Below are 21,742 nucleotides of genomic sequence, written 5' to 3'. Positions count from 1 at the left end.
TACATTCTCCAACAGAGATCATCGATGGACCTGTCCAGCCTGGAAATCTTCCGCTGCGTCGCCGAGGAACAGAGCGTGACCCGCGCCGCCGCGCGCCTGCAGCGGGTGCAGTCGAACGTCACCACGCGCATCCGCCAGTTGGAGGAAGACCTGGGCGTGGCGCTGTTCCTGCGCGACGGCAAGCGCATGGCGCTGACCGACCCGGGCCGCGAGTTCCTCGCCTACGCCGAGAAGCTCCTGGCCCTGGCCGCCGAGGCGCGGCAGTCGCTGCACCCCCACGAGGCCAGCGGCAGCCTGCGCCTGGGCAGCATGGAGAGCACCGCCGCCAGCCGCCTGCCCGGCCCGCTGGCGGCCTACCACCGCGCCTGCCCGCAGGTGCAACTGGAAGTCAGCACCGGCACCAGCCAGGCGCTGGTGGACGGCGTGCTGTCGCGGCGCCTGGATTGCGCGCTGGTGGCCCACCCGGATGCGCTGCGCGCCGAACCCGGCTTCGAGGCGGCCCTGGAGCGCGGCCTGCTGGGCCAGGCGGTGTTCCGCGAGGAACTGCTGCTGGCCCTGCCCGGCGACCACCCGCCGGTGCGCGGGCCGGGCGACGTGCAGGTGCGGACCCTGGCCGGCTTCGCCCGCGGCTGCACCTACCGGCAGATCGCCGAGGACTGGCTGAACGCCGAGGGCCCGCGCGTGCAGGTGCAGGAAGTGGGCTCCTACCACGGCATCCTGGCCTGCGTCGCCGCCGGCGCCTGCGTGGGCATCCTGCCGCGCTCGCTGCTCGACCTGCAGCGCGAGCCGCCGGCGCTGCGACTGCTGCCGATCATGAGCGTGGACACCCTCCTGGTCTGGCGCGAAGGCTACGCCACCGGCGCCTTCGAACGTTTCCGCGAAACCCTGGGGGCCGCCTCGTGAAGCAACGCAGCGAACTCGCCCTGGCGCTGAGCGCCGCGCTCATCCTGGCCATCGGCATGGGCTTCGGCCGCTTCGCCTTCACCGGGCTCTACCCGCTGATGGTCGGCGAAGGCGTGCTCAGCGTGAACGGCGGCTCGCTGGCCGCCTCGGCCAACTACGCCGGCTACCTGCTGGGGGCGCTGGCCCTGGCGCGCTGCCCGGAGCGCCTGGCGGCGAGCCTGTGCCGCGTGGCCCTGGTGGGCACCCTGCTGGGGCTGGCGGCCATGGCGGTGCCGGCGCCAGCCTGGTTCGCCATCGGCGTGCGCCTGCTGGCCGGGGTACTCAGCGCGGTGGCGCTGGTGGGCGCCTCGGGGTGGCTGCTGCACGTGATGCAACGCCACGGCGGCGCGCCGCTGATGTTCTCCGGGGTGGGCCTGGGCATCCTGATTTCCGCCGAGCTGATCGCCGGCGGCCATGGCGCGGGCCTGGGCAGCCCGGCGATCTGGCTGCTGCTGGCCGGCGCCGGGAGCGTTCTCGCCCTGCTGGCCTGGGCGGCGCTGGGTCGCCCCGCACCCGCGCCCGCCAAGACGGCGCCGCATGCGGCGCCCGCCGTACCCATGGCGCCGGCGAGCCTGCTGCTGATCTACGGCCTGGCCGGCTTCGGCTACATCATCACCGCCACCTACCTGCCGCTGCTGATGCGCGGCGGCGCGCTGTCGCCGCTGCAGGCCTGGGCGGTGTTCGGCCTGGCGGCGGCGCCGTCGTGCTTCTTCTGGCACTGGCTGCACGGGCACCTGGGCACGCGCCGGGCGCTGGCGGCGAACCTGCTGGTGCAGGCGCTGGGGGTGATCCTGCCGGTGCTGCAGCACAGCGCCCCGGCCTACCTGGCCAGCGCCCTGCTGGTGGGCGGCACCTTCATGGGCACGCCGACCATCGCCCTGCCCGCCGCGCGCCTGGCGGCGGCGAAGGTGCGCTTCAACATGCTGGCGGCCATGACCGCGGTGTACGGCGTGGGGCAGATCGTCGGGCCGCTGGCCTCCAGCGCGCTCTACCACCTGGACGGCAGCTTCAGCCCGGCGCTGCTGGCGGCCGGCGCCGCCCTGCTGCTGGGGGCGGCCTGCACCTGGCAGCCGGCGCGGGCCGCCGCAAGCTGCCCGCGCTGAGCCTCAGGCGTCGCCCTGGCGCTGGCGCTTGCGGTGCTCGGCGACCTTGTGGCGGTTGCCGCACAGGGCCATGCTGCACCAGCGCCGACGGTGCGACTTGGTGCGGTCGTAGAACCACAGGGTGCAGTCCGGGTGCTCGCACACGCGGACCAGGTCGAAATCCCCTTCGGCAAGCAATTGCGCGCCCTGCTCCGCCAGCGGCGCCAGCAGCCATTCGGCGCCGGGCTTCACGGCCTGGTGGCGCAGATGCGCACCCTGCCCGTCCCAATCCAGCTGCGGGTAGCTCGCGACCTTGCGCAGGAAGGCGTTGAAGCGCGCCGGGTCGGCCGGCTCGCCGCGCTTGCGCTTGCCCACCAGCTCGCGCAGGGTCTCGCGCAGCTCGATGGCGGCGGCCAGCAGTTCGCCCTCGGCGAAGTCCGCGCCCTCCGCCGGCAAGCCCAGCAGGCGCAGCCAGTGCTGCACGTCGGCATCGCTGTGCCAGGCATCGGAAGCCGACAGGGCCGCGGCATCGGCGCGGCTCAGGCTGTTGAGCAAGTCCAGCACCGGGTGGTCGGCGAGGATGTAGGGCGGCTGGGGGGTGGTTTCGCGCATGCTCGCTCCGGGATCGAGGTGTCGAGCCCATGGTAACCCTCGTCCAGGCGTTTTCAAGTTACAGCATCGGGCGACTGGCGAGCCGCGCCGGCCTGGCCAAGACTGTTCAGTCCCCTTCCCTGATCAGGAGCCCTGCCATGTCCATCGACAACGTGCTGTACCGCGCCTACGCCGAAGCCACCGGTGGCCGCGAGGGACGCGCCATTTCCTCCGACGGCGTGCTCGACGTGGAGCTGACCACGCCCAAGGAACTGGGCGGCAACGGCGCCCGCGGCACCAACCCGGAGCAACTGTTCGCCGCCGGCTACTCGGCGTGTTTCCTCGGCGCCATGAAGTTCGTCGCCGCCCGCGACAAGCTGGCGATTCCCAAGGACCCGTCCATCGAGGGCGTGGTCGGCATCGGCCCGGTGCCCACCGGCTTCGCCATCGAGGTGGAGCTGCGCATCTCCCTGCCCGGCCTGCCGCGCGACCAGGCGCAGACCCTGGTGGACCGCGCGCACATCGTCTGCCCGTACTCCAACGCCACCCGCGGCAACATCGACGTCACCCTGACCATCCTCGACTGAGTCCCACCCCGCCCCGGCTGCGGCACCCGCCGCAGCCGACTTTCTCCTTCCCCGCCAAGGCCTATCCCGGATGCCGGACGGCGTCGGCCCGGACGAATGGCACGGTAACTCTTTAAGCAGTTATTGACAGGTTACAAGGCGAGCGCAGAATACAGCCTTGAGTAACCGCATAAAAACGCTTAAAGAGTTACAGAGGTGACCTGCCATGTTCGCCCGACTGCTGCGCCGACTCTTCCCGCACCCCGCCGAAAAAGACCTGGACCGCTGGGCCGACGACCTCGCCGCCGAACGCCGCTGGCGCGCCAGCCCGGGCGCGCGGGCCCGCTACTATGCCCTGCCCGGCAGCCTGCCGCGGCAACCCCGGCGGCGCTAGAGCGCCGGCAGCTGGCGGAAGCTCACCGCCAGGCGGTTCCAGCAGTTGATGGCGGAAATGGCCACGGTCAGGTCCACCGCCTCGCGCTCGTCGAACTGGCTGCGCAGCTGCTGGTAGACCTCGTCGGGCACGTTGGACTGCGACAGCAGCGTGACCGCCTCGCACCAGGCCAGCGCGGCCCGCTCGCGCTCAGTGAAGAAGGGCGAGTCGCGCCACACCGCCACGGCGTACAGGCGCCGCTCCGACTCGCCGCTGCGCCGCGCCTCCAGCGCATGCATGTCGGCGCAGAACGCGCAGTTGTTGACCTGCGAGACGCGCACCTTGACCAGCTCCAGCAGCGGCTTCTCGATGGATAGGTCGAAGGTCGCCGCCTCCAGCGCCAGGATCGCCTTGAGCGCTTCCGGCGAGGCCGTGTAGTAGTCCAGGCGTGGTTCCATGGCGAAATTCCTCGAAGGTAGATGAAGACCATTCTGCCGGGCGTGCCACCGCGCCAGGGTGGCCAATCCGACGAAAAACTGCTACGTAACTTCGCGCCCGGCCCGGCCGCTGGCTAATCTTCCGCCAATACACAGCGAGCGCGGAGAGGCATTCATGGAGTTGCACATCGTCATCCAGGGCCAGAAGGACCTTGGCGGGCAACTCTACGCGCAGCTGCGCGAGGCCATCGACAGCGGGCGCCTGGCCGCCGGCGCGCGGCTGCCGCCCAGCCGCCTGCTGGCCGAGCAGTTGGGCCTGTCGCGCAAGACGGTGTCGGACATCTACGCCCAGCTCACCTACGAGGGCGTGCTGGTCGGCCGCGTCGGCAGCGGCACCTTCGTCAACGCCCGGGTGCCACGCCACGAGCAGCGCCCGCAGGCCATCCGCTACGCCGCTCAGGAGGCCATCGACACCTGGGAGGCGCTGCAGACGCGCATCGTCCACCCCCACGCCGGCGTCACCCTGCGCGCCGACTTCCTCGGCGGCGCCAGCAGCCTCAATACCTTCCCCCACGAGGACTGGCGCCGCTGCGTGCACTTCGCCCTGCGCCAGATGCAGGGCCCGCGGGCGGTCTACGCGCAGCCCGAGGGCCTGCCCAGCCTGCGCGACGCCATCGCCCGGCACATCGCCTACAGCCGCGGCGTGCAGTGCCGCGACGAGGACGTCATCGTCTGCAACGGCGCGCAACAGGCCCTCGACCTGCTGGCCCGGGTGCTGGTGCGCCCCGGCACCCGGGTGGCCATGGAAGACCCCGGCTACCCGCCGGCGCGCCTGCAGTTCGCCATGCAGGGCGCGGAAATCGCCAGCGTGCCGGTGGACGCCGAGGGCCTGTGCGTGGAGCGCATCCCCGACGGCACCCAACTGATCTACTGCACCCCGGCGCACCAATTCCCCCTCGGCATGCCGATGAGCGAGGCGCGGCGCCAGGCCCTGCTGGCGCGGGCCGCGGAGCTGGGCGCGGTGATAATCGAAGACGACTACGACAGCGAGTTCCGCTACGAAGGCCGCCCCCACGAGACGCTGCACAGCCTCGACCGCCTGGGCCTGGTGGCCTACGTCGGGACCTTCTCCAAGACGCTGCTGCCGGAGCTGCGCCTGGGCTACCTGGTGGTGCCGCCGGGCCTGCGCCCGGCCCTGCTGCGTGCGCGGCAGTTGAACGACTGGCACAGCTCGACCCTGGCGCAGTGGGCGCTGGCCAAGTTCATCGCCGACGGCTGCCTGCTCAAGCACATCCGCCGCTGCCACGGCATCTACGCCACGCGCCGCGAACGCATCCTGGCGCGCGTCGAGGGCGACCTCTCGCCCTGGCTGCAGGCGGTGCCGTCCGACGCCGGCTTCCACCTGGCGCTGCTGTTCAAGGTGCCGGTGAAGCTGCCGCTGCTGGTGGAGCTGGCGCGCAAGCTGGAAGTCGGCATCTATCCGCTGGACGGCTTCTACGACCGCGAGCCGGTGCGCCAGGGCCTGCTGATGGGCTTCGGCGCCATCGAGAAGCTGGACATCGACCCGGCCCTGGACAAGCTGCGCGACCTGCTCCGGCAGATCGCCTGAAGCCGCGCAGCCCGCGCCTCAGAAGGCCGAGCGCACCACCCCGCCGTCGGCGCGCAGGGCCGCGCCATTGGTGGCCGAGGACGCCTCGGAGCAGACGTACACCACCAGGTTGGCCACCTCCTCCGGCGTGGTGAAGCGCTTGAGCAGCGAGCTGGGCCGCGCACTGCGGAAGAACTCCGCCTCGAACTCGGCGAACGGCTGGCCGCCGGAGAGCTTGCCGACGAACTCGTCGACGCCCTCGGAATGCGTCGGCCCCGGCAGCACCGCGTTGACCGTTACCCCGGTGCCCGCGCAGTCCTCCGCCAGCCCGCGGGACAGGCCGAGCTGGGCGGTCTTGGTGACGCCGTAGTGGATCATCTCCACCGGAATCTGCACGCCGCTCTCGCTGCTGATGAACACCACCCGGCCCCAGTTGCGCTGCTTCATGCCCGGCAGGTAGGCGCGGCTCAGGCGCACGCCGGAGAGCAGGTTGACCTGCAGGAAGTGCTCCCAGTCCTCGTCGGGAATCTCCGCGAAGGGCTTGGGATCGAAGATGCCCAGGTTGTTCACCAGCACGTCCACCTGCGGGTGCAGACGCACCAGTTCGGCGATGACGGAAGGTTGCGACAGGTCGCCGGCGAAGCCCTCGACGCTGGCGTCGGGCTGGGCCGCGCGCAGCTTGGCCAGGGCGGCGTCCACCGAAGCCTGGCTGCGGCCGTTGAGGACCACCCGCGCGCCCTCGCGCGCCAGGCCCTGGACGATGGCGAAACCGATGCCCTTGGTGGAACCGCTGACCAGGGCGAGCTTGTCTTGCAGATTGAAATTCATGGCACTGCTCTCGGTTGTTTTCGATTCTCGATTTTCGTAGGAGCGAGCTTGCTCGCGAACGGATTCCGCTGCGGGGTTACGCGAACAAGGGCTGGGCGACGATGTGCTGCAGCCTAGGCGCTGCCGGCAATCACGTCCAAGCACCGCAGGATTGGACTGCCGCTTTTCGCCCGGATTGTCCGTTATTCCCCGCCCGCCGAACGCCTAGTATCCCCTTCACGAAATTTCCCTTCCCAGGAGTCCCGCCATGCAACAACGCATCCTCGTCATCGGTTCCGGTTTCGCCGGCATGTGGGCCGCGCTGGGCGCCGCCCGCGTCCTCGACCAGCACGGCCGCGGCGACGTCGAAGTCGCGCTGGTCGCCCCCGAGCCGCTGCTGCACCTGCGCCCGCGCCTGCACGAGGCCGCCCCGCACGCCATGACCACGCCGCTGCTGCCGCTGTTCGAAGCCGCCGGGGTGCGCTACGTGCAGGGCAACGTCGAGCGCATCCATACCGGCGAGCGCAGCGTCGAAGCCGTGAACGAGCGCGGCGAACGCTTCACCCTCGCCTACGACCGCCTGGTGCTGACCGCCGGCAGCCGCCTGTTCCGCCCGGCCATCCCCGGCCTGGCCGAGCACGCCTTCAGCATCGACCAGACCGACGAAGCCAGCGCCCTGGACGTGCACCTGGCGCGCCTGGCCGACCTGCCGCCGAGCGAGGCGCGCAACACGGTGGTGGTGGCCGGCGGCGGCTTCACCGGCATCGAGATCGCCTGCGAACTGCCCGCGCGGGTACGCCGCGTGCTGGGCGAGGATGCCGAGGTGCGGGTGGTGATAGTCGAGCGCAGCCACGTCATCGGCCCCGACCTGGGCCCCGGCCCGCGCCCGCAGATCGAGCAGGCCCTGGACGAGCTGGGCGTGGTGCGCTTCCTCGGCGCCGCGGTCAACGCCATCGACGCCGACGGCCTGAGCACCACCACCGGCGAGCGCATAGAAGCCAAGACGGTGATCTGGACCGCCGGCATGCAGGCCAGCCCGCTGACCGCCCAGGTGCCCGGCGAACGCGACGCCCTCGGCCGCCTGCACGTGACGCGCGACCTGCGGGTGAAAGGCGTGGACGCGGTATTCGCCGCCGGCGACGTGGCCCTGGCGCAGGTGGACGATGCGGGCAACCACGCGCTGATGTCCTGCCAGCACGCGATGAACATGGGCCGCAGCGCCGGCTACAACGTCGCCGCCGACCTTCTCGGCCTGCCCACCCAGGCCTACGCCCAGCCGGTCTACGTCACCTGCCTCGACCTGGGCCCCTGGGGCGCGGTCTACACCGAGGGCTGGGACCGCCAGGTCAAGCTGCAGGGCGCCGAGGCCAAGGCCCTCAAGCGGCAGATCAACACCCAGTGGATCTACCCGCCCCTGCCCAGCCGCAAGGCCGCCCGCGAAGCCGCCGACCCGCAGCGGGTGGTGGTGGCGTAACCGTTCGCGGTCCTTCGCCGCTACACCTGTGTCATTCCCCAACGCCATGGTCGAACCGGGCTTTGCCTCCGGCCATGGCGATGGGTATCGCTTCGCTCCACCCATCCTACGGGAACCCGGAAAACAGCGTAGGAGCGGACCTTGTCCGCGATAGCCGGAGGTTCCGGCGCGATTCGCGGATGAGATCCGCTCCTACGCCGCCCCACCCGCGCCATTCCCTGTAGGAGCGCGCCCTGCGCGCGAATCGCGGGCAGGGCCCGCTCCTACAGGTTGGCCGTCGCAACGGTGTTTCGGGCCTACGCTACTGTCTTGCAGGCCGCGCCGAAGCGCTCTTCGTAGGAGCGAGCCATCTCCGCGATTGCCGGAACCTCCGGCGGGCCGCCCATGAAAAAGCCCGGGCACCTCGCGGTGCCCGGGCCTCTGCCGTTGGCGGCCGTCTGCGTGGTTACGGCATGACCGGCGGCAGGTACTGCAGGGTGGTGCCCAGGGCCCAGAGCAGGAACAGCACCAGGGGCACGTGGACCAGCAACTGGACGAAGGAGAAGCCGATCAGGTCGCGGGCCTTCAGGCCCAGCACGCCGAGCAGCGGCAGCATGTAGAAGGGGTTGATCAGGTTCGGCAGCGCCTCGGCGGCGTTGTAGATCTGCACCGCCCAGCCCAGGTGGTACTTCAGCTCGGTCGCCACCTGCATCACGTAGGGCGCCTCGATGATCCACTTGCCGCCGCCGGAGGGGATGAAGAAGCCCAGCACCGCGGAGTACACGCCCATCAGCAACGCGTAGGTGTCGTGGGAGGCGATCTGCACGAAGAAGGTGGAGATGTGGTGCGCCACGGTGGCGCCGTCGGTGCCTTTCACGGTGGTCATGATGGCTGCGATGGAGCCGTACAGCGGGAACTGGATCAGCACCCCGGTGGTGGTGGGCACCGCGCGGGCCACAGCGTCGAGGAAGTTGCGCGGGCGCCAGTGCAGCAGCGCGCCGACCATAAGGAACAGCAGGTTGTAGGTGTTCAGCCCGGAGATGGCGAGGATCGCCGGCTTGGTGGCGAACTCATGGAACAGCCAGCCGGCGGCCAGGGCCACCAGCAGCAGGATCAGCAGCGGGCTGTGCTCCAGCCACTCGCCGGGACGGCTGGGCTTGCTCATCTTCGGCGGGGTGAAGCTGACGTCCACGCCGCAGGCATCGGCGTCGCGGGCGCTGGATTCGCCCGGCGCGGTCATGTAGGCGATCACCACCGACACCACCACCAGGGCCAGCAGCATCAGGCCGGACTGCCAGAGGAAGATGGTCTCGGTGAAGGGGATCACCCCGGTGATGGCGAGGATCGACGGCGGCAGGCTGCCGGGGTTGGCCTGCAGCTGCGCGGCGGAGGACGACAGGCCCAGCGCCCAGACGGCGCCCAGGCCCAGGTAGGCCGCGGCGCCGGCGGCGCGGTAGTCCATCTTCAGGTCCGTGCGGCGGGCCAGGGCGCGCACCAGCAGGCCGCCGAAGACCAGGCTCAGGCCCCAGTTGAGCAGCGAGGCGAGCATCGACACCACGGCCACCCAGGCCACCGCCGAGCGACCGTTCTTCGGCACCCGCGCCAGCAGCGCGATCAGCCGCGAGGCCGGGCCGGAACTGGCGACCACGTAGCCGCCGATGACCACGAAGGCCATCTGCATGGTGAAGGGGATCAGGCTCCAGAAGCCGTCGCCGAAGGCCTTGGCGGTATCGCCGGGGGCCGCGCCCATGGCCAGGGTGGCCACGGCCACGATCAGCACCGCCAGGGTGGCGAACACCCAGGAGTCCGGGAACCAGCGCTCGGCCCAGGCCGAGCAGGCCATGGCGAAGCGCGCGGAACGGCTTTCCTGCAGCTGCAGTTTCGCGTTCATTTTTCCTACCTCTGTTTCTTGGATTTATTTTTTCTTTGTAACGCCGAACGCCCCGGAGTTCGTCCGGGGCGTCCGTCACACGGGCACGCGGGGCTCGATCAGTCGCGGACCAGGGCCAGGGCCACGCCCTGGCCACCGCCGATGCACAGGGTGGCGAGGCCCTTCTTCGCATCGCGGCGGAGCATTTCGTGCAGCAGGCTGACCAGCACGCGGCAGCCGGAAGCGCCGATGGGATGGCCGAGGGCGATGGCGCCGCCGTTGACGTTGACCTTGGCGGCGTCCCAGCCCAGTTCCTTGCCCACCGCCAGGGACTGCGCGGCGAAGGCTTCGTTGGCTTCGACCAGGTCCAGCTCGGCCAGTTGCCAGCCGGCCTTGTCCAGGCAGCGGCGGGTGGCGGAGACCGGGCCGATGCCCATGATCGCCGGGTCGACGCCGGCGCTGGCGTAGGAGGCGATGCGTGCCAGCACCGGCAGGCCCAGTTCCTTGGCCTTGGCGGCGCTCATCAGCAGCACGGCGGCGGCGCCGTCGTTGAGGCTGGAGGCGTTGCCGGCGGTAACGGAGCCGTCCTTCTTGAACGCCGGCTTGAGCTTGGCCAGGGCCTCGGCGGTGGTGCCGGCACGCGGCTGCTCATCGGTGTCGAAGCTCAGCGCCTCGCCCTTGCGCTGCGGGATGCTCACCGGGACGATCTCGTCACGGAAGCGCCCGGCCTCGATGGCGGCCACGGCCTTCTGCTGCGAGGCGGCGGCGAAGGCGTCCTGTTCCTCGCGGGTGATGCCGTATTTCTCCACCAGGTTCTCGGCGGTGATGCCCATGTGGTAGTCGTTGAAGGCGTCCCACAGGCCGTCGACAATCATGCTGTCGAGCAGTTGCGCATGGCCCATGCGCAGGCCGGTGCGGGCCTTGGGCAGCACGTAGGGCGACAGGCTCATGTTCTCCTGGCCGCCGGCGATCACCACCTCGGCGTCGCCGCAGCGGATGGCCTGGGCGGCCAGGTGCAGGGCCTTGAGGCCCGAGCCGCAGACCTTGTTCAGCGTCAGCGCCGGCACCGCATGGGGCAGCCCGGCGGCGATGGCGGCCTGGCGCGCCGGGTTCTGCCCGGAGCCGGCGGTGAGCACCTGGCCGAGGATCACCTCGTCCACCTGCTCGGGCTTCACGCCGCTGCGCTGCAGCAGCTCGCGGATGACGATGGCGCCCAGTTCGTGGGCGGGGATGTTCGCCAGGCTGCCCTGGAAGGCGCCGATGGCGGTGCGGGTGGCGGCGACTATCACTACGTCTTGCATGATTGGCTCACTCCGGTGGCTTGGGCTGCCCTCTCCCCCCGCCCTCTCCCTGAAGGGAGAGGGAGCTGTCCGTGCCAGGATGACTCATGTGCTCATCCCGGCGCCGGACCAGTCCCCTCTCCCGCTTGCGGGAGAGGGTTAGGGAGAGGGTGCTCTTACAGCGCGACTAACTCAGTGGTGGTGATGGGTATCGCTTCGCTCAACGCCATCCTACGAGTGCTACTCCTGCGCGCGATCGCGGGCAGGGCCCGCTCCTACAGGGGGTGTCAGAAGGTCATCTCTTTGACGTCATCCGGCACGATCAGCCGCCCGGCGGTCTTCTCGGCGATCTCGGCGACGCTTACCCCCGGCGCGGTCTCGCGCAGGACGAAGGCGCCGTCGATGATTTCCAGGTAGGCCAGGTCGGTGAGCACCTTGCGGATGCAGCCGGCGCCGGTCAGCGGCAGGCTGCAACGGTCGAGCAGCTTGGACTCGCCGTCCTTGGAGGCGTGGGTCATGGTGACGATGATGTTGTCGGCGCCGGCCACCAGGTCCATGGCGCCGCCCATGCCTTTCACCAGCTTGCCGGGGATCATCCAGGAGGCGATGTTGCCCTGCACGTCCACCTCGAAGGCGCCGAGCACGGTGAGGTCGACGTGGCCGCCGCGGATCATCGCGAAGGACTCGGCGGAAGAGAAGATAGACGCGCCCTTCACGGCGGTCACGGTCTGCTTGCCGGCGTTGATCATGTCGGCGTCGAGGGTTTCCTCGGTGGGGAAGGCGCCCATGCCGAGCAGGCCGTTCTCCGATTGCAGCATCACTTCCATGCCCTCGGGCACGTAGTTGGCCACCAGGGTCGGGATGCCGATGCCGAGGTTCACGTAGTAGCCGTCCTGCAGTTCGCGCGCCACGCGCTGGGCCATCTGTTCGCGGGTCAGTGCCATCTTCTTGTCTCTCTTGTCCGGTGGGCTCAGGAACGCACGGTGCGCTTTTCGATGCGCTTCTCGAAGGTCCCCTGGATGATGCGGTCGACGTAGATGCCGGGGGTGTGGATCTGGGTGGGGTCCAGCTCGCCCGGCTCGACGATCTCTTCCACTTCGACCACGGTGATGCGCCCCGCGGTGGCCACCACCGGGTTGAAGTTCTGCGCGGTGTGGCGGTAGATGACGTTGCCGTAGTGGTCGGCCTTCCAGCCCTTGACGATGGCGAAGTCGCCGGTGATGGCCTGCTCCATGATGTGCGGGCGGCCGTTGAACTCACGCACTTCCTTGCCTTCGGCGACCGGGGTGCCGTAGCCGGTGGCGGTGAAGAAGGCCGGGATGCCGGCGCCGCCGGCGCGCAGTTTCTCGGCCAGGGTGCCTTGCGGGGTGAGTTCCACTTCCAGTTCGCCGGACAGCAGCTGGCGCTCGAACAGTTCGTTCTCGCCCACGTAGGAGGCGATCATCTTGCGGATCTGCCGGTCTTCCAGCAGCACGCCCAGGCCGAAGCCGTCGACGCCGCAGTTGTTCGACACCACCGTCAGGCCCTTCACGCCCAGGCGGCGGATTTCGGCGATGAGGTTCTCGGGGATGCCGCACAGGCCGAAGCCGCCCGCCAGTACCGTCATGCCGTCGGTGAGCCCGGCCAGGGCCTCCGCGTAACTGCCAACCCGCTTGTCGAGTCCTGCCATCTGCTGCTGCCTCTCTTGTAGTTTGGGTTTCCGACCGGCCGGTCGGAGAGCGTCTGCAGCTTCACCGCTGGGGACTGATTTGTTAAGTTTGTTTTTCCAATCGATTATTCGGCTTTGCTTATCAATGACCGTCAAGCAACTGCGCGCCTTCCTCGCCGTGGCGCAGAGCCTGAGCTTCGCCCAGGCCGGCGAGCGCCTGCACCTGTCGCAGCCGGCCCTGAGCCTGGCGATCAAGAACCTGGAGGAATCCCTCGGTGGGCAGTTGCTGGTGCGCACCACCCGCAGCGTCGCCCTCACCCCCGAGGGCGAGACCCTGCTGCCCATCGCCCGGCGCCTGCTGGCCGACTGGGACAACGCCGAGGAGCTGCTGCGCCAGCACTTCACCCTGCAGTTGGGCAAGGTCTCCATCGCCGCCATGCCCTCCTTCGCCGGCAACCTGCTGCCGGGCGCGCTCATGGCCTTCCGCCAGCGCTACCCGAAGGTGAACGTGGCGGTGCACGACGTGATCAACGAACAGGTGCTGGAGATGGTGCGCAACCGCCGCGTCGAGCTGGGCATCGCCTTCGAGCCGGACAGCCTCGACGGCCTGAGCTTCCAGGCCTTCTACAGCGACCGCTTCGTCGCCCTGCTGCCGGCCGGCTCGCCCCTGGCCGGGCAGCGCCGGCTGACCTGGGCGCAGTTGCTGGAGCAGCCCTTCATCACCCTGCAGCGCCCTTCGGCGGTGCGCCTGCTGCTGGAAGACAGCGTGGCGGCCAGCCACGGCAAGCTGGCGGTGGCCTTCGAGAGCCACCAGTTGGTCACCGTCGGGCGCATGGTCGCCCAGGGGCTGGGAGTGAGCGCGGTGCCGCGCCTGTGCGTGAAGCAGATGGAGGAGCTGGGCGCGCGCTGCGTGGACCTCTACGAACCCACGGTGGAACGCCGCGTGGGCCTGTTCAGCCTGGTCGAGCACAAGCTCTCCAGCGCCGCCCAGGCGCTGAGCGACGTGCTCTTGCAGATAGCCGACTGGCCGAGGTTGCAGCGCGAAGGCTGCGAGGGGGAAGCGGCGGACTGAAGGTCCGCGCGGCGCGGGCGGCGGGAGAATGCCGCCCGTTGCGCCGGGAGGGTCAGATGTCGCTGCACATCTCGGTCTGGCGCAGGTACTCGAGCACGTGGACCTGGCCCTTGGAGTCGGCGTAGGTCATTTTCGCCGGGGCGACTTCGCAACGGTCGTTGGCTTGCTCGATGCTGATCACCTTGGCCACGTCGAGCTGCATGCCGTAGTGGTAGACCACGGGCGCGGCGTCGGCGGCATTGGCGGCCAGGGCGGCGCCCATCAGGGGGATGGCGAACAGGCTGAACAGGGTGCGTTTCATGGTGGGATTCTCCGGTTTCCGGCGTGCTGGCCATTTGGCCTTGCCGTGTATACAAATTTAGTTGAACGGCCGTTCCGGACACAGAGGCAATACGACAAGGGATTACTGCGCAACACGTAACAATAAGGGCTTGCCAACCTGGCTGAATGGATTGACCGCCCTTTCACCTGCGGTAAAAAGCCCCTGGACTGGCAGGATTCGATTCATTTTCCGCTTTGCTGCCAGCCAATCACGGCGCCACAATGGCAAGCCCATTCGTCGCCAGGACTCCGCCATGAAACGCGTGGCCATGCTGCTGTTCCCCGGCGTGCAGGCGCTGGACGTCGCCGGCCCGCTGGACGTCTTCGCCGAAGCCAATGCCTTCGTCGCGCCGGGCAGCGGCTACCAGGTGCTGACGCTGGCCGAACGCAGCTTTCCCATCCCCGCCTCCAACGGCCAGTTGCTGGGCGCGCAGCACGAGCTGGACGGCGCCGTCGGCGGCTTCGACATCCTGCTGGTGCCCGGCGGCCCGCAACTGCCCGCCGAGACACCTTCCACCGCCCTCCTCGCCTGGCTGCGCCGGGCCTGCGCCGAGACGCCGCGCTACGGCTCGATCTGCACCGGCGCCTTCCTCCTCGGCCATGCCGGCTTGCTGGACGGCAAGCGCGTCACCACCCACTGGGGCGACGCCGCGCAGCTGGCGCAGTTGTTCCCGCGGGCAAGGGTGGAGCCCGACAGCATCCACGTGCGCGACGGCGCGCTGGTGACCTCCGCAGGGGTGACCGCCGGCATCGACCTGGCCCTGGCGCTGCTGGCCGAGGACCACGGCCCGGCGGTGGCCTTGAGCGTGGCCAAGCGCCTGCTGGTGGTAGCCCAGCGCCAGGGCGGCCAGTCGCAGTTCAGCCCCTACCTGCAGGCGCCAGCGGATGGCGACTCGCCCATCGCCCGGGTGCAGCGCCACGTGCAGGCCCATCTCACCGATGCGCTGTCGGTGGCGGAACTGGCGGCGGTAGCGACCATGAGCGAACGCACCTTCGCCCGGCTGTTCGTCCGCGAGGCGGGCATCACCCCGGCGGAGTTCGTCCAGCGCGCCCGGCTGGACGCGGCGCGGGGGTTGCTGGAGGGCAGCGGGCTGCCGCTGAAGGTGGTGGCCTGGCGCTGCGGCTTCGGCAGCGCGGCGCGGATGCGGCTGGTGTTCGTGCAGAGGCTGGGGGTGACGCCGACGGAGTATCGGGGGCGGTTTCGGGGGGATGGGTAGGGTTCGAGAGGGCGTGGGGGCGAGCTTGCTCGCGAATGGAGTTCGTCGGCAACGCAGGTGTCTGGGCCTGGCTCCGTCCCCTCTCCCCAGCCCTCTCCCTGAAGGGAGAGGGGGCTTGTCCGTGCCGAGAAAGGTGATGGTTTCAGTCGGAAACCTTCGGTGCTGCCGGCTGACTCCAGAACATCCAAGCACGCCGAACGGTCCCCTCTCCCTTCAGGGAGAGGGTTAGGGAGAGGGCGCTCTTCGGGGCTATCACCATTCGCGAGCAAGCTCGCTCCTACAAGAGCGCTCTACAAACTCCGCGCAATCACCAACCGCTGCACATCACTGGTGCCCTCATAGATCTGGCACACCCGCACATCCCGATAGATACGCTCCACCGGATAATCCTGCAGGTAACCATACCCCCCCAGCGTCTGGATCGCCGCCGAACACACCCGCTCGGCCATCTCCGAGGCGAACAGCTTGGCCATGGAGGCTTCCGTCAGGCACGGCAGGCCCGCTTCGCGCAGGCTCGCCGCGTGGTGGACCATCTGCCGGGCCACGGCTATCTCGGTGGCCATGTCGCTGAGGCGGAAGGCCACCGCCTGGTGCTGGATGATCGGCTTGCCGAAGGTTTCCCTTTCGTGGGCGTAGTCGCGGGCGTATTCGAAGGCGGCGCGGGCCATGCCCACCGCCTGGGAGGCGATGCCGATGCGTCCGCCTTCCAGGTTGGCCAGGGCGATGGCGTAGCCCTGGCCCTCCTCGCCCAGGCGGTAGCCAGCCGGGATGCGCAGGTCGTCGAAGGCGATCTGGCAGGTGTCCGAGGCGTGCTGGCCGAGCTTGTCTTCCACCCGCACCACACGGTAGCCGGGGGTGTCGGTGGGCACGATGAAGGCGCTGATGCCCTTCTTGCCGGCCGCCGCGTCAGTCACAGCGAAGACGATCACCAGTCCGGCGTGGCTGCCGGAGGTGATGAACTGCTTGCTGCCGTTCAGCACGTAATGGTCGCCGTCGCGGCGCGCGCGGGTCTTCAGGAAACTGGCGTCGGAGCCGGCCTGGGGCTCGGTGAGGGCGAAGGCGCCGATCATTTCGCCACGGGCCAGGGGCATCAGGAACTGGCGCTTCTGTTCTTCGCTGCCGAACTTGGCGATGGGCATGCAGCCCACCGAGTTGTGCACGCTCATGATGGTGGAGCAGGCGCCGTCGCCGGCGGCGATTTCTTCCAGGGCCATGGCGTAGGCCAGGTGCCCGGTCTGCGCGCCGCCCCACTCCTCGGCCACCAGCATGCCGAGGAAGCCGAGGTCGGCCATTTCCTTCAGCGCCTCGGCCGGGAAGCGGTGCTCGCGGTCCCACTCGGCGGCGAAGGGTTTCAGCCGCTCCTGGGCGAACTGGCGGGCGACGTCGCGGATCTGCAGGTCTTCTTCGCTGGGAATCATGCTTCGCTCCTTACAGGCGCTCGACGGCGATGGCCGTGGCTTCGCCGCCGCCGATGCACACCGAGGCGATGCCGCGTTTCAGGTCGTACTGCTGCAGCGCCGAGAGCAGAGTCACCAGGATGCGCGCCGCCGAGGCGCCGATCGGGTGGCCCAGGGCGCAAGCGCCGCCGTGGACGTTGAGCTTGGCGTGGGGGATGTCCAGCTCGCGCATGGCGGCCATGGCCACCACGGCGAAGGCTTCGTTGACCTCGAACAGGTCCACCTCGCCCAGGCCCCAGCCGCTGCGCTGCAGCAGGCGCTGGATGGCGCCCACCGGCGCGGTGGGGAACAGGTTCGGCGCGGCGGCGTAGGACGAGTGCGCGCGGATCGCCGCCAGCGGCGCCAGGCCGCGTTTCTCGGCCTCGGACAGGCGCATCAGCACCAGCGCGGCGGCGCCGTCGGAGATGGAGCTGGAGTTGGCCGCGGTGACGGTGCCGCCCTCGCGGAACGCCGGTTTCAGCGTCGGGATCTTGTCCAGCCTGGCCTTCGGCGGCTGCTCGTCCTGAGCGATCTCGCGGGTTTCCTTGCCGGCCTTGACCGTCACCGGGACGATCTCGGCGGCGAAGCGGCCGTCGCGCATGGCCTGCTGGGCGCGGGTCAGCGAGGCGATGGCGTAGTCGTCCTGCTGCTGGCGGGTGAAGCCGTAGCCCTGCGCGCAGTCCTCGGCGAAGGTGCCCATCAGTCGACCCTTGTCGTAGGCGTCCTCGAGGCCGTCGAGGAACATGTGGTCGAGCACCTTGCCGTGGCCCATGCGGTAACCCGTGCGGGCGCGCTCCAGCAGGTAGGGCGCGTTGGACATGCTCTCCATGCCGCCGGCCAGCACCACGCCGGCGCTGCCGGCCAGCAGCGCGTCGTGGCCCTGCATCACGGCCTTCATGCCCGAGCCGCACATCTTGTTGATGGTGGTGCAGGGCGTGCCGCGGTCCAGCCCGGCGCCGAGCACCGCCTGGCGCGCCGGGGCCTGGCCCTGGCCGGCGGAAAGCACGCAGCCGAGGATGGCTTCGTCGATCTGGTCGGCGCCCAGCTGCGCGCGCTCGATGGCCGCGCGCACGGCGGCGGCGCCGAGGGTGGCGGCGCTGGCGTCCTTGAAGTCGCCGAGGAAGCCGCCCATGGGGGTGCGGACGGCGCTGACGATGACTACGGGATCGTTCATTTTCGTTACTCCTGTCACTTGGCGGCCATGCGGATGGCGCCGTCGAGGCGGATCACCTCGCCGTTGAGCATGCTGTTCTCGACGATGTGGCGGACCAGCGCGGCGAATTCGTCGGGGCGGCCCAGGCGCGGCGGGAAGGGCACGCTGGCGCCGAGGGCGTCGCGGACTTCCTGGGGCATGCCGGCCATCATCGGCGTTTCGAAGATACCGGGGGCGATGGTCATCACGCGGATGCCGTGGCGCGCCAGTTCGCGGGCGATGGGCAGGGTCATGCCGACCACCCCGGCCTTCGACGCCGAATACGCGGCCTGGCCGATCTGCCCGTCGAAGGCCGCCACCGAGGCGGTGTTGACGATGACGCCGCGCTCGCCGCCGGCGTCCGGCTCGTTGCGGGCCATGGCCTCGGCGGCCAGGCGCAGCATGTTGAAGCTGCCCACCAGGTTGATGTTGACGGCCCGGGCGAAGCTGTCCAGGCCGTGCGGGCCGTTGCGCCCGAGGACTTTTTCGGCCGGCGCCACGCCGGCGCAGTTGGCCAGCCCGTGCAGCGCGCCGAAGCTTTCCAGCGCGGCTTCCACGGCGGCGCGGCCGTCGGCCTCGCTGGTCACGTCGGTGCGCACGAAGCGCGCCCTGCCCTCGCCCAGCTCGGCCACGCGGGCGGCGCCGGCCTCGGCGTTGACGTCGGCCAGCAGCACGCGGGCGCCGGCCTCCACCAAGGCTTTCGCGGTGGCCGCGCCGAGCCCGGAGCCGCCGCCGGTGATGAGGAAGACCTTGTCCTGGATGTGCATGAAATCTCTCCGAATCAGTGCTGCGCGGCCGCGCGTTCGGCCGCCTCTTGTTGCCGGGCTATCTCCTGGTTGCGCAGGAGGAAGCGCTGGATCTTGCCGCTGGGGGTCTTCGGCAGTTCGGCGATGAACTCCACTTCCCGCGGGTAGCTATGCGCCGACAGGCGCTTGCGCACGTACTGTTGCAGCTCCTCGGCCAGCTCCGGGCTGGGCTGGTGCTGCGGGCAGAGCACCACGTAGGCCTTGACCAGCTCGGTGCGCTCCGGGTCGGGCTTGCCGATCACCGCCGCTTCCATCACCGCCGGATGCTCGATCAGCGCGCTCTCCACGTCGAAGGGGCCGACGCGGTAGCCGGAGGTGGTGATGAGGTCGTCGGAGCGGCCGACGAAGCTGATGCTGCCGTCGGCGTTCAGCTCCACGGTATCGCCACTGAGATAGTAGTCGCCGACGAAGGCCTTGGTTTCCATGCCCTGGTAGCCGGCGAACCACATCAGCGGCGAGCGCTTGCGGTCCATGGCCAGGATGCCCGGCTGGCCGGCGGGCAGTTCCTCGCCGTTCTCGCCCAGCACCACCACGCGGTGGCCGGGGATGGAGTAGCCGGCCGCGCCCAGGTGCACCGGGTGCTGCAGCCCATGGTGGTTGGCCAGGACCATGCCCAGCTCGGTCTGCCCGTAGTGGTCGTGGATGGTCGCCCCCAGGCCCTCGGCGAACCAGCGGATCACCTCCGGGGTCAACGCCTCGCCGGCGCTGCTCACCGCGCGCAGGCGGCCCTTGAGCTCGCGTTCCACCTCGGCGGCCGAGGCCTTGAGCATGCGGTAGGCGGTGGGCGAGCCGGCCAGGTTGGTGATGCCGTACTGGCGGATGATCCGGCAGGTGCTCTCCACCGTGAAGGCGCCTTCGTAGAAGGTGGTGGCGTGGCCCAGGGCCAGCGGGCCGGTGACGGCGTAGTAGAGGCCGTAGGCCCAGCCCGGGTCGGCCAGGTTCCAGAAGCGGTCCTCGGGGCGCAGGTCCACGGCGTCGCGCAGGTAGCCGGTGAACGCCAGGATGGCCTTGAGCGGCACCGCCAGCGGCTTGGCCAGGCCGGTGGTGCCGGAGGTGAACATCAGCAGGAAGGGGTCTTCGCCCGTGCGCAGGACCGGTTCGAATTGCTCGGAGCGGCTTTCCAGGGCCTGCTTGAAGTCCAGGTCGCCGGCCGGGATCGCCTGGCCGCCGCTGACGGTGATGATTTGCGGGGCGTTGGGCACTTCGTCGAGCTTGGCGCGGTTGCCGGCGTCGGTGACCAGCACGCGGCTGCCGGCGATGCCCAGGCGGTGCTCGATGGCCTTGGGCCCGAAGGCGGTGAACAGCGGCTGGTAGACCGCGCCCAGGCGCCAGGTGCCGAGGATGGTGACCAGCAGTTCCGGGGTGCGCGGCAGCATGCCGGAGACGCGGTCGCCGGGGCGCACGCCCAGGTCGTGGAGCAGGTTGGCGAACTGCGCGGACAGGGCCTGCAGCTGGGCGAAGCTGTATTCGGCGCGCTCGCCGTTGCGGCCTTCCCAGTACAGGGCGACGCGCCCGGACGGGGCATGGCGGTCGCAGCATTCGACGCAGGCGTTGAGGGCGTCGAGGCTGCCGGCGAGGGTCTCTCGGGCGGTGGCCGCGTAATCGAATTCGGCAGCGGCGGCGGCATAGGGGCGCATCGCGGAACTCCTGGCTTGTTCTTGTAGGGAGTAGCGGGATGTTCGCGCCGGGCGGTTGCCGCGGCAATGTCGAAAGGGACTTATGTGGATGAGCGGATTGGACAGCGGGGAGTGGCTGGGGGTGGGGGTGCCTGGGGTTGGCTTCGCCCCCTCACCCCAGCCCTCTCCCGGGGGGAGAGGGGGCCGTCCGTGCCTGTGGTGAGAATGGTGTTCGCCGGCAGCACCGGAGTGGCCGGCGAGCATGGAACTCCCAGCTTGCGCCGAACGGGCTCCCTCTCCCTCTGGGAGAGGGCTGGGGTGAGGGAAAGGAATTCCCCCCAGCGCCAAAGTTACCGACAAACACCAAAGCGTCGATGACCTCAACGCAACCCAGCAACAATCTCCAACGAACGCAAGCGCAAGGCATGGTCGTAGATATCACTGGTAAAGATGATCTCATCCGCCTCGGTCTGCTCGACGAGGATTTCCAGGCGGCTGCGCACCTTCTCCGGGCCGCCGATCACCGCCAGGCCGAAGAAGTTGCCCACCGCCTCCTGCTCGTGGGGCAGCCACAGGCCCGCCATGCGCTCCACCGGCGGCTTCTGCTTGAGGCTTTCGCCGCGGATCAGCGCCAGCACGCGCTGGAACGCGGTGGTCGCCAGGTACTCGGCCTCTTCGTCGGTGGGCGCGGCGATCAGCGGCACGCCGATCATCGCGTAGGGCTGTTCGAGAATGGCCGAAGGCTTGAAGTTCTGCCGGTAGATGCGCAGCGCGTCGTGCAGGTAGCGCGGCGCGAAGTGCGAGGCGAAGGCATAGGGCAGGCCCTTCTCCGCCGCCAGGCGGGCGCTGAACAGGCTGGAGCCGAGCAGCCAGATCGGCACCCGCGTGCCCTCGCCGGGGATGGCCAGCAGGCTCTGCTGCGGGCGGCGCGGGCCGAGGAGCATTTCCAGCTCGGCGACCTGCTCGGGGAAGTCTTCGCCGTCGCCGAGCATGCGGTCGCGGCGCAGGGCGCGCATGGTCGCCTGGTCGGCGCCGGGGGCGCGGCCCAGGCCCAGGTCGATGCGCCCCGGGTAAAGGCTGGCGAGGGTGCCGAACTGCTCGGCGATCACCAGCGGCGGGTGGTTGGGCAGCATCACCCCACCGGAGCCGACGCGGATGCGCGCGGTCTTGCCGGCGATGTGGCCGATCAGCACGGAAGTCGCCGAGCTGGCGATGCCGTCCATGTTGTGGTGCTCGGCCAGCCAGTAGCGGGTGAAACCAAGGCGCTCGACGTGGCGGGCCACCTCGACGGCGTTGTTCAGCGCCTCGCTGACGGTGCCCTGGTCGCGGATGGGCACCAGGTCGAGCATGGAAAAGGCGGTTTCGGACAGGGACTTCATGGAGGCTCCGGTCAGGGCCCGCGCGGCAGGCGCGCGGGCGTGGCTTTGAGCCGGACTCTAACCACA

At 69.8% G+C, this 21,742-nt stretch carries 21 protein-coding genes; 8 read left to right on the top strand and 13 right to left on the bottom strand.

What is annotated here, in order from left to right:
• The first annotated feature begins 24 nt into the window (after positions 1–24).
• Positions 25–903: a LysR family transcriptional regulator gene (locus PcP3B5_RS14845; RefSeq protein ID WP_061561706.1), complete on the top strand. Its 879-nt coding sequence runs from the start codon at positions 25–27 to the stop codon at positions 901–903.
• Entirely contained in the window at positions 900–2,045 is a 1,146-nt protein-coding gene (locus PcP3B5_RS14840) for a YbfB/YjiJ family MFS transporter (protein WP_061561705.1), read from the top strand. The genes PcP3B5_RS14845 and PcP3B5_RS14840 overlap by 4 nt, the downstream gene beginning before the upstream one ends.
• A 3-nt stretch (positions 2,046–2,048) precedes the next feature.
• Here PcP3B5_RS14840 and PcP3B5_RS14835 read toward each other — a convergent pair whose 3' ends face one another.
• A complete protein-coding gene (locus PcP3B5_RS14835) occupies positions 2,049–2,636 on the bottom strand; it encodes a CGNR zinc finger domain-containing protein (RefSeq protein ID WP_061561704.1) in 588 nt (195 codons plus the stop codon).
• 137 nt (positions 2,637–2,773) lie between these two features.
• On the opposite strand from PcP3B5_RS14835, the gene PcP3B5_RS14830 reads away from it, so the two are divergent.
• Together PcP3B5_RS14830 and PcP3B5_RS31835 are read left to right on the top strand one after the other, a co-directional pair.
• On the top strand, positions 2,774–3,202 hold the full coding sequence (locus PcP3B5_RS14830; RefSeq protein ID WP_009622165.1) for an organic hydroperoxide resistance protein: 429 nt from the start codon (positions 2,774–2,776) through the stop codon (positions 3,200–3,202).
• A 205-nt stretch (positions 3,203–3,407) separates the two neighbouring features.
• On the top strand, positions 3,408–3,575 hold the full coding sequence (locus PcP3B5_RS31835; RefSeq protein ID WP_160336933.1) for a hypothetical protein: 168 nt from the start codon (positions 3,408–3,410) through the stop codon (positions 3,573–3,575).
• Here the strand turns inward: PcP3B5_RS31835 and PcP3B5_RS14825 are convergent.
• Complete coding sequence (locus PcP3B5_RS14825) at positions 3,572–4,012, bottom strand: carboxymuconolactone decarboxylase family protein (protein ID WP_009622167.1); 441 nt, start codon at positions 4,010–4,012, stop codon at positions 3,572–3,574. The two genes, PcP3B5_RS31835 and PcP3B5_RS14825, sit on opposite strands and share 4 nt — an antisense overlap.
• A gap of 154 nt (positions 4,013–4,166) precedes the next feature.
• Here PcP3B5_RS14825 and pdxR point away from each other — a divergent pair, with 154 nt between their 5' ends.
• Positions 4,167–5,600, top strand: coding sequence for a MocR-like pyridoxine biosynthesis transcription factor PdxR (gene pdxR / locus PcP3B5_RS14820; protein ID WP_061561703.1), 1,434 nt, complete (start codon positions 4,167–4,169; stop codon positions 5,598–5,600).
• An 18-nt stretch (positions 5,601–5,618) separates the two neighbouring features.
• Here pdxR and PcP3B5_RS14815 read toward each other — a convergent pair whose 3' ends face one another.
• The gene (locus tag PcP3B5_RS14815) at positions 5,619–6,407 is read right to left on the bottom strand and encodes an SDR family NAD(P)-dependent oxidoreductase (RefSeq protein WP_061561702.1); all 789 of its coding nucleotides are present in this window, start codon (positions 6,405–6,407) and stop codon (positions 5,619–5,621) included.
• 247 nt (positions 6,408–6,654) lie between these two features.
• Here PcP3B5_RS14815 and PcP3B5_RS14810 point away from each other — a divergent pair, with 247 nt between their 5' ends.
• Positions 6,655–7,860, top strand: coding sequence for an NAD(P)/FAD-dependent oxidoreductase (locus PcP3B5_RS14810; RefSeq protein ID WP_061561701.1), 1,206 nt, complete (start codon positions 6,655–6,657; stop codon positions 7,858–7,860).
• A gap of 445 nt (positions 7,861–8,305) precedes the next feature.
• Here the strand turns inward: PcP3B5_RS14810 and PcP3B5_RS14805 are convergent, their stop codons facing one another.
• The 4 genes from PcP3B5_RS14805 to PcP3B5_RS14790 form a co-directional block, all read right to left on the bottom strand.
• Complete coding sequence (locus PcP3B5_RS14805) at positions 8,306–9,730, bottom strand: short-chain fatty acid transporter (protein WP_061561700.1); 1,425 nt, start codon at positions 9,728–9,730, stop codon at positions 8,306–8,308.
• Between the two features lie 98 nt (positions 9,731–9,828).
• The gene (locus PcP3B5_RS14800) at positions 9,829–11,010 is read right to left on the bottom strand and encodes an acetyl-CoA C-acetyltransferase (RefSeq protein WP_061561699.1); all 1,182 of its coding nucleotides are present in this window, start codon (positions 11,008–11,010) and stop codon (positions 9,829–9,831) included.
• A gap of 266 nt (positions 11,011–11,276) precedes the next feature.
• Positions 11,277–11,933, bottom strand: coding sequence for a CoA transferase subunit B (locus PcP3B5_RS14795; protein ID WP_061561698.1), 657 nt, complete (start codon positions 11,931–11,933; stop codon positions 11,277–11,279).
• A 26-nt stretch (positions 11,934–11,959) separates the two neighbouring features.
• Positions 11,960–12,658 (bottom strand): CoA transferase subunit A, encoded by a 699-nt coding sequence (locus PcP3B5_RS14790; protein ID WP_009622180.1) that lies wholly within the window; start codon positions 12,656–12,658, stop codon positions 11,960–11,962.
• Positions 12,659–12,782: 124 nt separating this feature from the next.
• Here PcP3B5_RS14790 and PcP3B5_RS14785 point away from each other — a divergent pair, with 124 nt between their 5' ends.
• Positions 12,783–13,709 (top strand): LysR family transcriptional regulator, encoded by a 927-nt coding sequence (locus PcP3B5_RS14785; protein WP_061561697.1) that lies wholly within the window; start codon positions 12,783–12,785, stop codon positions 13,707–13,709.
• A gap of 52 nt (positions 13,710–13,761) precedes the next feature.
• On the opposite strand, the gene PcP3B5_RS14780 is transcribed toward PcP3B5_RS14785, so the two are convergent.
• Complete coding sequence (locus tag PcP3B5_RS14780; RefSeq protein WP_009622183.1) at positions 13,762–14,010, bottom strand: DUF2790 domain-containing protein; 249 nt, start codon at positions 14,008–14,010, stop codon at positions 13,762–13,764.
• Positions 14,011–14,284: 274 nt separating this feature from the next.
• Between PcP3B5_RS14780 and PcP3B5_RS14775 the strand changes: the two genes are divergently transcribed.
• A complete protein-coding gene (locus tag PcP3B5_RS14775; protein ID WP_061561696.1) occupies positions 14,285–15,247 on the top strand; it encodes a GlxA family transcriptional regulator in 963 nt (320 codons plus the stop codon).
• 290 nt (positions 15,248–15,537) lie between these two features.
• On the opposite strand, the gene PcP3B5_RS14770 is transcribed toward PcP3B5_RS14775, so the two are convergent.
• From PcP3B5_RS14770 to PcP3B5_RS14750, 5 genes are all read right to left on the bottom strand, one after another.
• A complete protein-coding gene (locus PcP3B5_RS14770; RefSeq protein WP_061561695.1) occupies positions 15,538–16,665 on the bottom strand; it encodes an acyl-CoA dehydrogenase family protein in 1,128 nt (375 codons plus the stop codon).
• A gap of 10 nt (positions 16,666–16,675) precedes the next feature.
• Positions 16,676–17,857, bottom strand: a complete 1,182-nt coding sequence (locus tag PcP3B5_RS14765; protein WP_058072455.1) for an acetyl-CoA C-acyltransferase — start codon at positions 17,855–17,857, stop codon at positions 16,676–16,678.
• 14 nt (positions 17,858–17,871) lie between these two features.
• The gene (locus tag PcP3B5_RS14760; RefSeq protein WP_061561694.1) at positions 17,872–18,642 is read right to left on the bottom strand and encodes a 3-hydroxyacyl-CoA dehydrogenase; all 771 of its coding nucleotides are present in this window, start codon (positions 18,640–18,642) and stop codon (positions 17,872–17,874) included.
• A 14-nt stretch (positions 18,643–18,656) separates the two neighbouring features.
• Complete coding sequence (locus PcP3B5_RS14755) at positions 18,657–20,318, bottom strand: acyl-CoA synthetase (RefSeq protein ID WP_061561693.1); 1,662 nt, start codon at positions 20,316–20,318, stop codon at positions 18,657–18,659.
• 359 nt (positions 20,319–20,677) lie between these two features.
• Positions 20,678–21,676, bottom strand: coding sequence for an LLM class flavin-dependent oxidoreductase (locus tag PcP3B5_RS14750; RefSeq protein ID WP_061561692.1), 999 nt, complete (start codon positions 21,674–21,676; stop codon positions 20,678–20,680).
• Between the last annotated feature and the right edge of the window lie 66 nt (positions 21,677–21,742).

It is taken from the genome of Pseudomonas citronellolis (genome assembly GCF_001586155.1).
Classification (GTDB): domain Bacteria; phylum Pseudomonadota; class Gammaproteobacteria; order Pseudomonadales; family Pseudomonadaceae; genus Pseudomonas; species Pseudomonas citronellolis.
Note: the sequence above shows the minus strand (reverse complement) of the source record. Positions and strands in the feature narration are given on the sequence as shown.

Coding starts and splice junctions, on each gene's coding strand:
- PcP3B5_RS14845 (WP_061561706.1), top strand. CDS start 25: ATGGACCTGTCCAGCCTGGAAATCTTCCGCTGCGTCGCCGAGGAACAG.
- PcP3B5_RS14835 (WP_061561704.1), bottom strand. CDS start 2,636: ATGCGCGAAACCACCCCCCAGCCGCCCTACATCCTCGCCGACCACCCG.
- PcP3B5_RS14830 (WP_009622165.1), top strand. CDS start 2,774: ATGTCCATCGACAACGTGCTGTACCGCGCCTACGCCGAAGCCACCGGT.
- PcP3B5_RS31835 (WP_160336933.1), top strand. CDS start 3,408: ATGTTCGCCCGACTGCTGCGCCGACTCTTCCCGCACCCCGCCGAAAAA.
- PcP3B5_RS14825 (WP_009622167.1), bottom strand. CDS start 4,012: ATGGAACCACGCCTGGACTACTACACGGCCTCGCCGGAAGCGCTCAAG.
- pdxR (WP_061561703.1), top strand. CDS start 4,167: ATGGAGTTGCACATCGTCATCCAGGGCCAGAAGGACCTTGGCGGGCAA.
- PcP3B5_RS14815 (WP_061561702.1), bottom strand. CDS start 6,407: ATGAATTTCAATCTGCAAGACAAGCTCGCCCTGGTCAGCGGTTCCACC.
- PcP3B5_RS14810 (WP_061561701.1), top strand. CDS start 6,655: ATGCAACAACGCATCCTCGTCATCGGTTCCGGTTTCGCCGGCATGTGG.
- PcP3B5_RS14805 (WP_061561700.1), bottom strand. CDS start 9,730: ATGAACGCGAAACTGCAGCTGCAGGAAAGCCGTTCCGCGCGCTTCGCC.
- PcP3B5_RS14800 (WP_061561699.1), bottom strand. CDS start 11,010: ATGCAAGACGTAGTGATAGTCGCCGCCACCCGCACCGCCATCGGCGCC.
- PcP3B5_RS14795 (WP_061561698.1), bottom strand. CDS start 11,933: ATGGCACTGACCCGCGAACAGATGGCCCAGCGCGTGGCGCGCGAACTG.
- PcP3B5_RS14790 (WP_009622180.1), bottom strand. CDS start 12,658: ATGGCAGGACTCGACAAGCGGGTTGGCAGTTACGCGGAGGCCCTGGCC.
- PcP3B5_RS14785 (WP_061561697.1), top strand. CDS start 12,783: ATGACCGTCAAGCAACTGCGCGCCTTCCTCGCCGTGGCGCAGAGCCTG.
- PcP3B5_RS14780 (WP_009622183.1), bottom strand. CDS start 14,010: ATGAAACGCACCCTGTTCAGCCTGTTCGCCATCCCCCTGATGGGCGCC.
- PcP3B5_RS14775 (WP_061561696.1), top strand. CDS start 14,285: ATGAAACGCGTGGCCATGCTGCTGTTCCCCGGCGTGCAGGCGCTGGAC.
- PcP3B5_RS14770 (WP_061561695.1), bottom strand. CDS start 16,665: ATGATTCCCAGCGAAGAAGACCTGCAGATCCGCGACGTCGCCCGCCAG.
- PcP3B5_RS14765 (WP_058072455.1), bottom strand. CDS start 17,857: ATGAACGATCCCGTAGTCATCGTCAGCGCCGTCCGCACCCCCATGGGC.
- PcP3B5_RS14760 (WP_061561694.1), bottom strand. CDS start 18,642: ATGCACATCCAGGACAAGGTCTTCCTCATCACCGGCGGCGGCTCCGGG.
- PcP3B5_RS14755 (WP_061561693.1), bottom strand. CDS start 20,318: ATGCGCCCCTATGCCGCCGCCGCTGCCGAATTCGATTACGCGGCCACC.
- PcP3B5_RS14750 (WP_061561692.1), bottom strand. CDS start 21,676: ATGAAGTCCCTGTCCGAAACCGCCTTTTCCATGCTCGACCTGGTGCCC.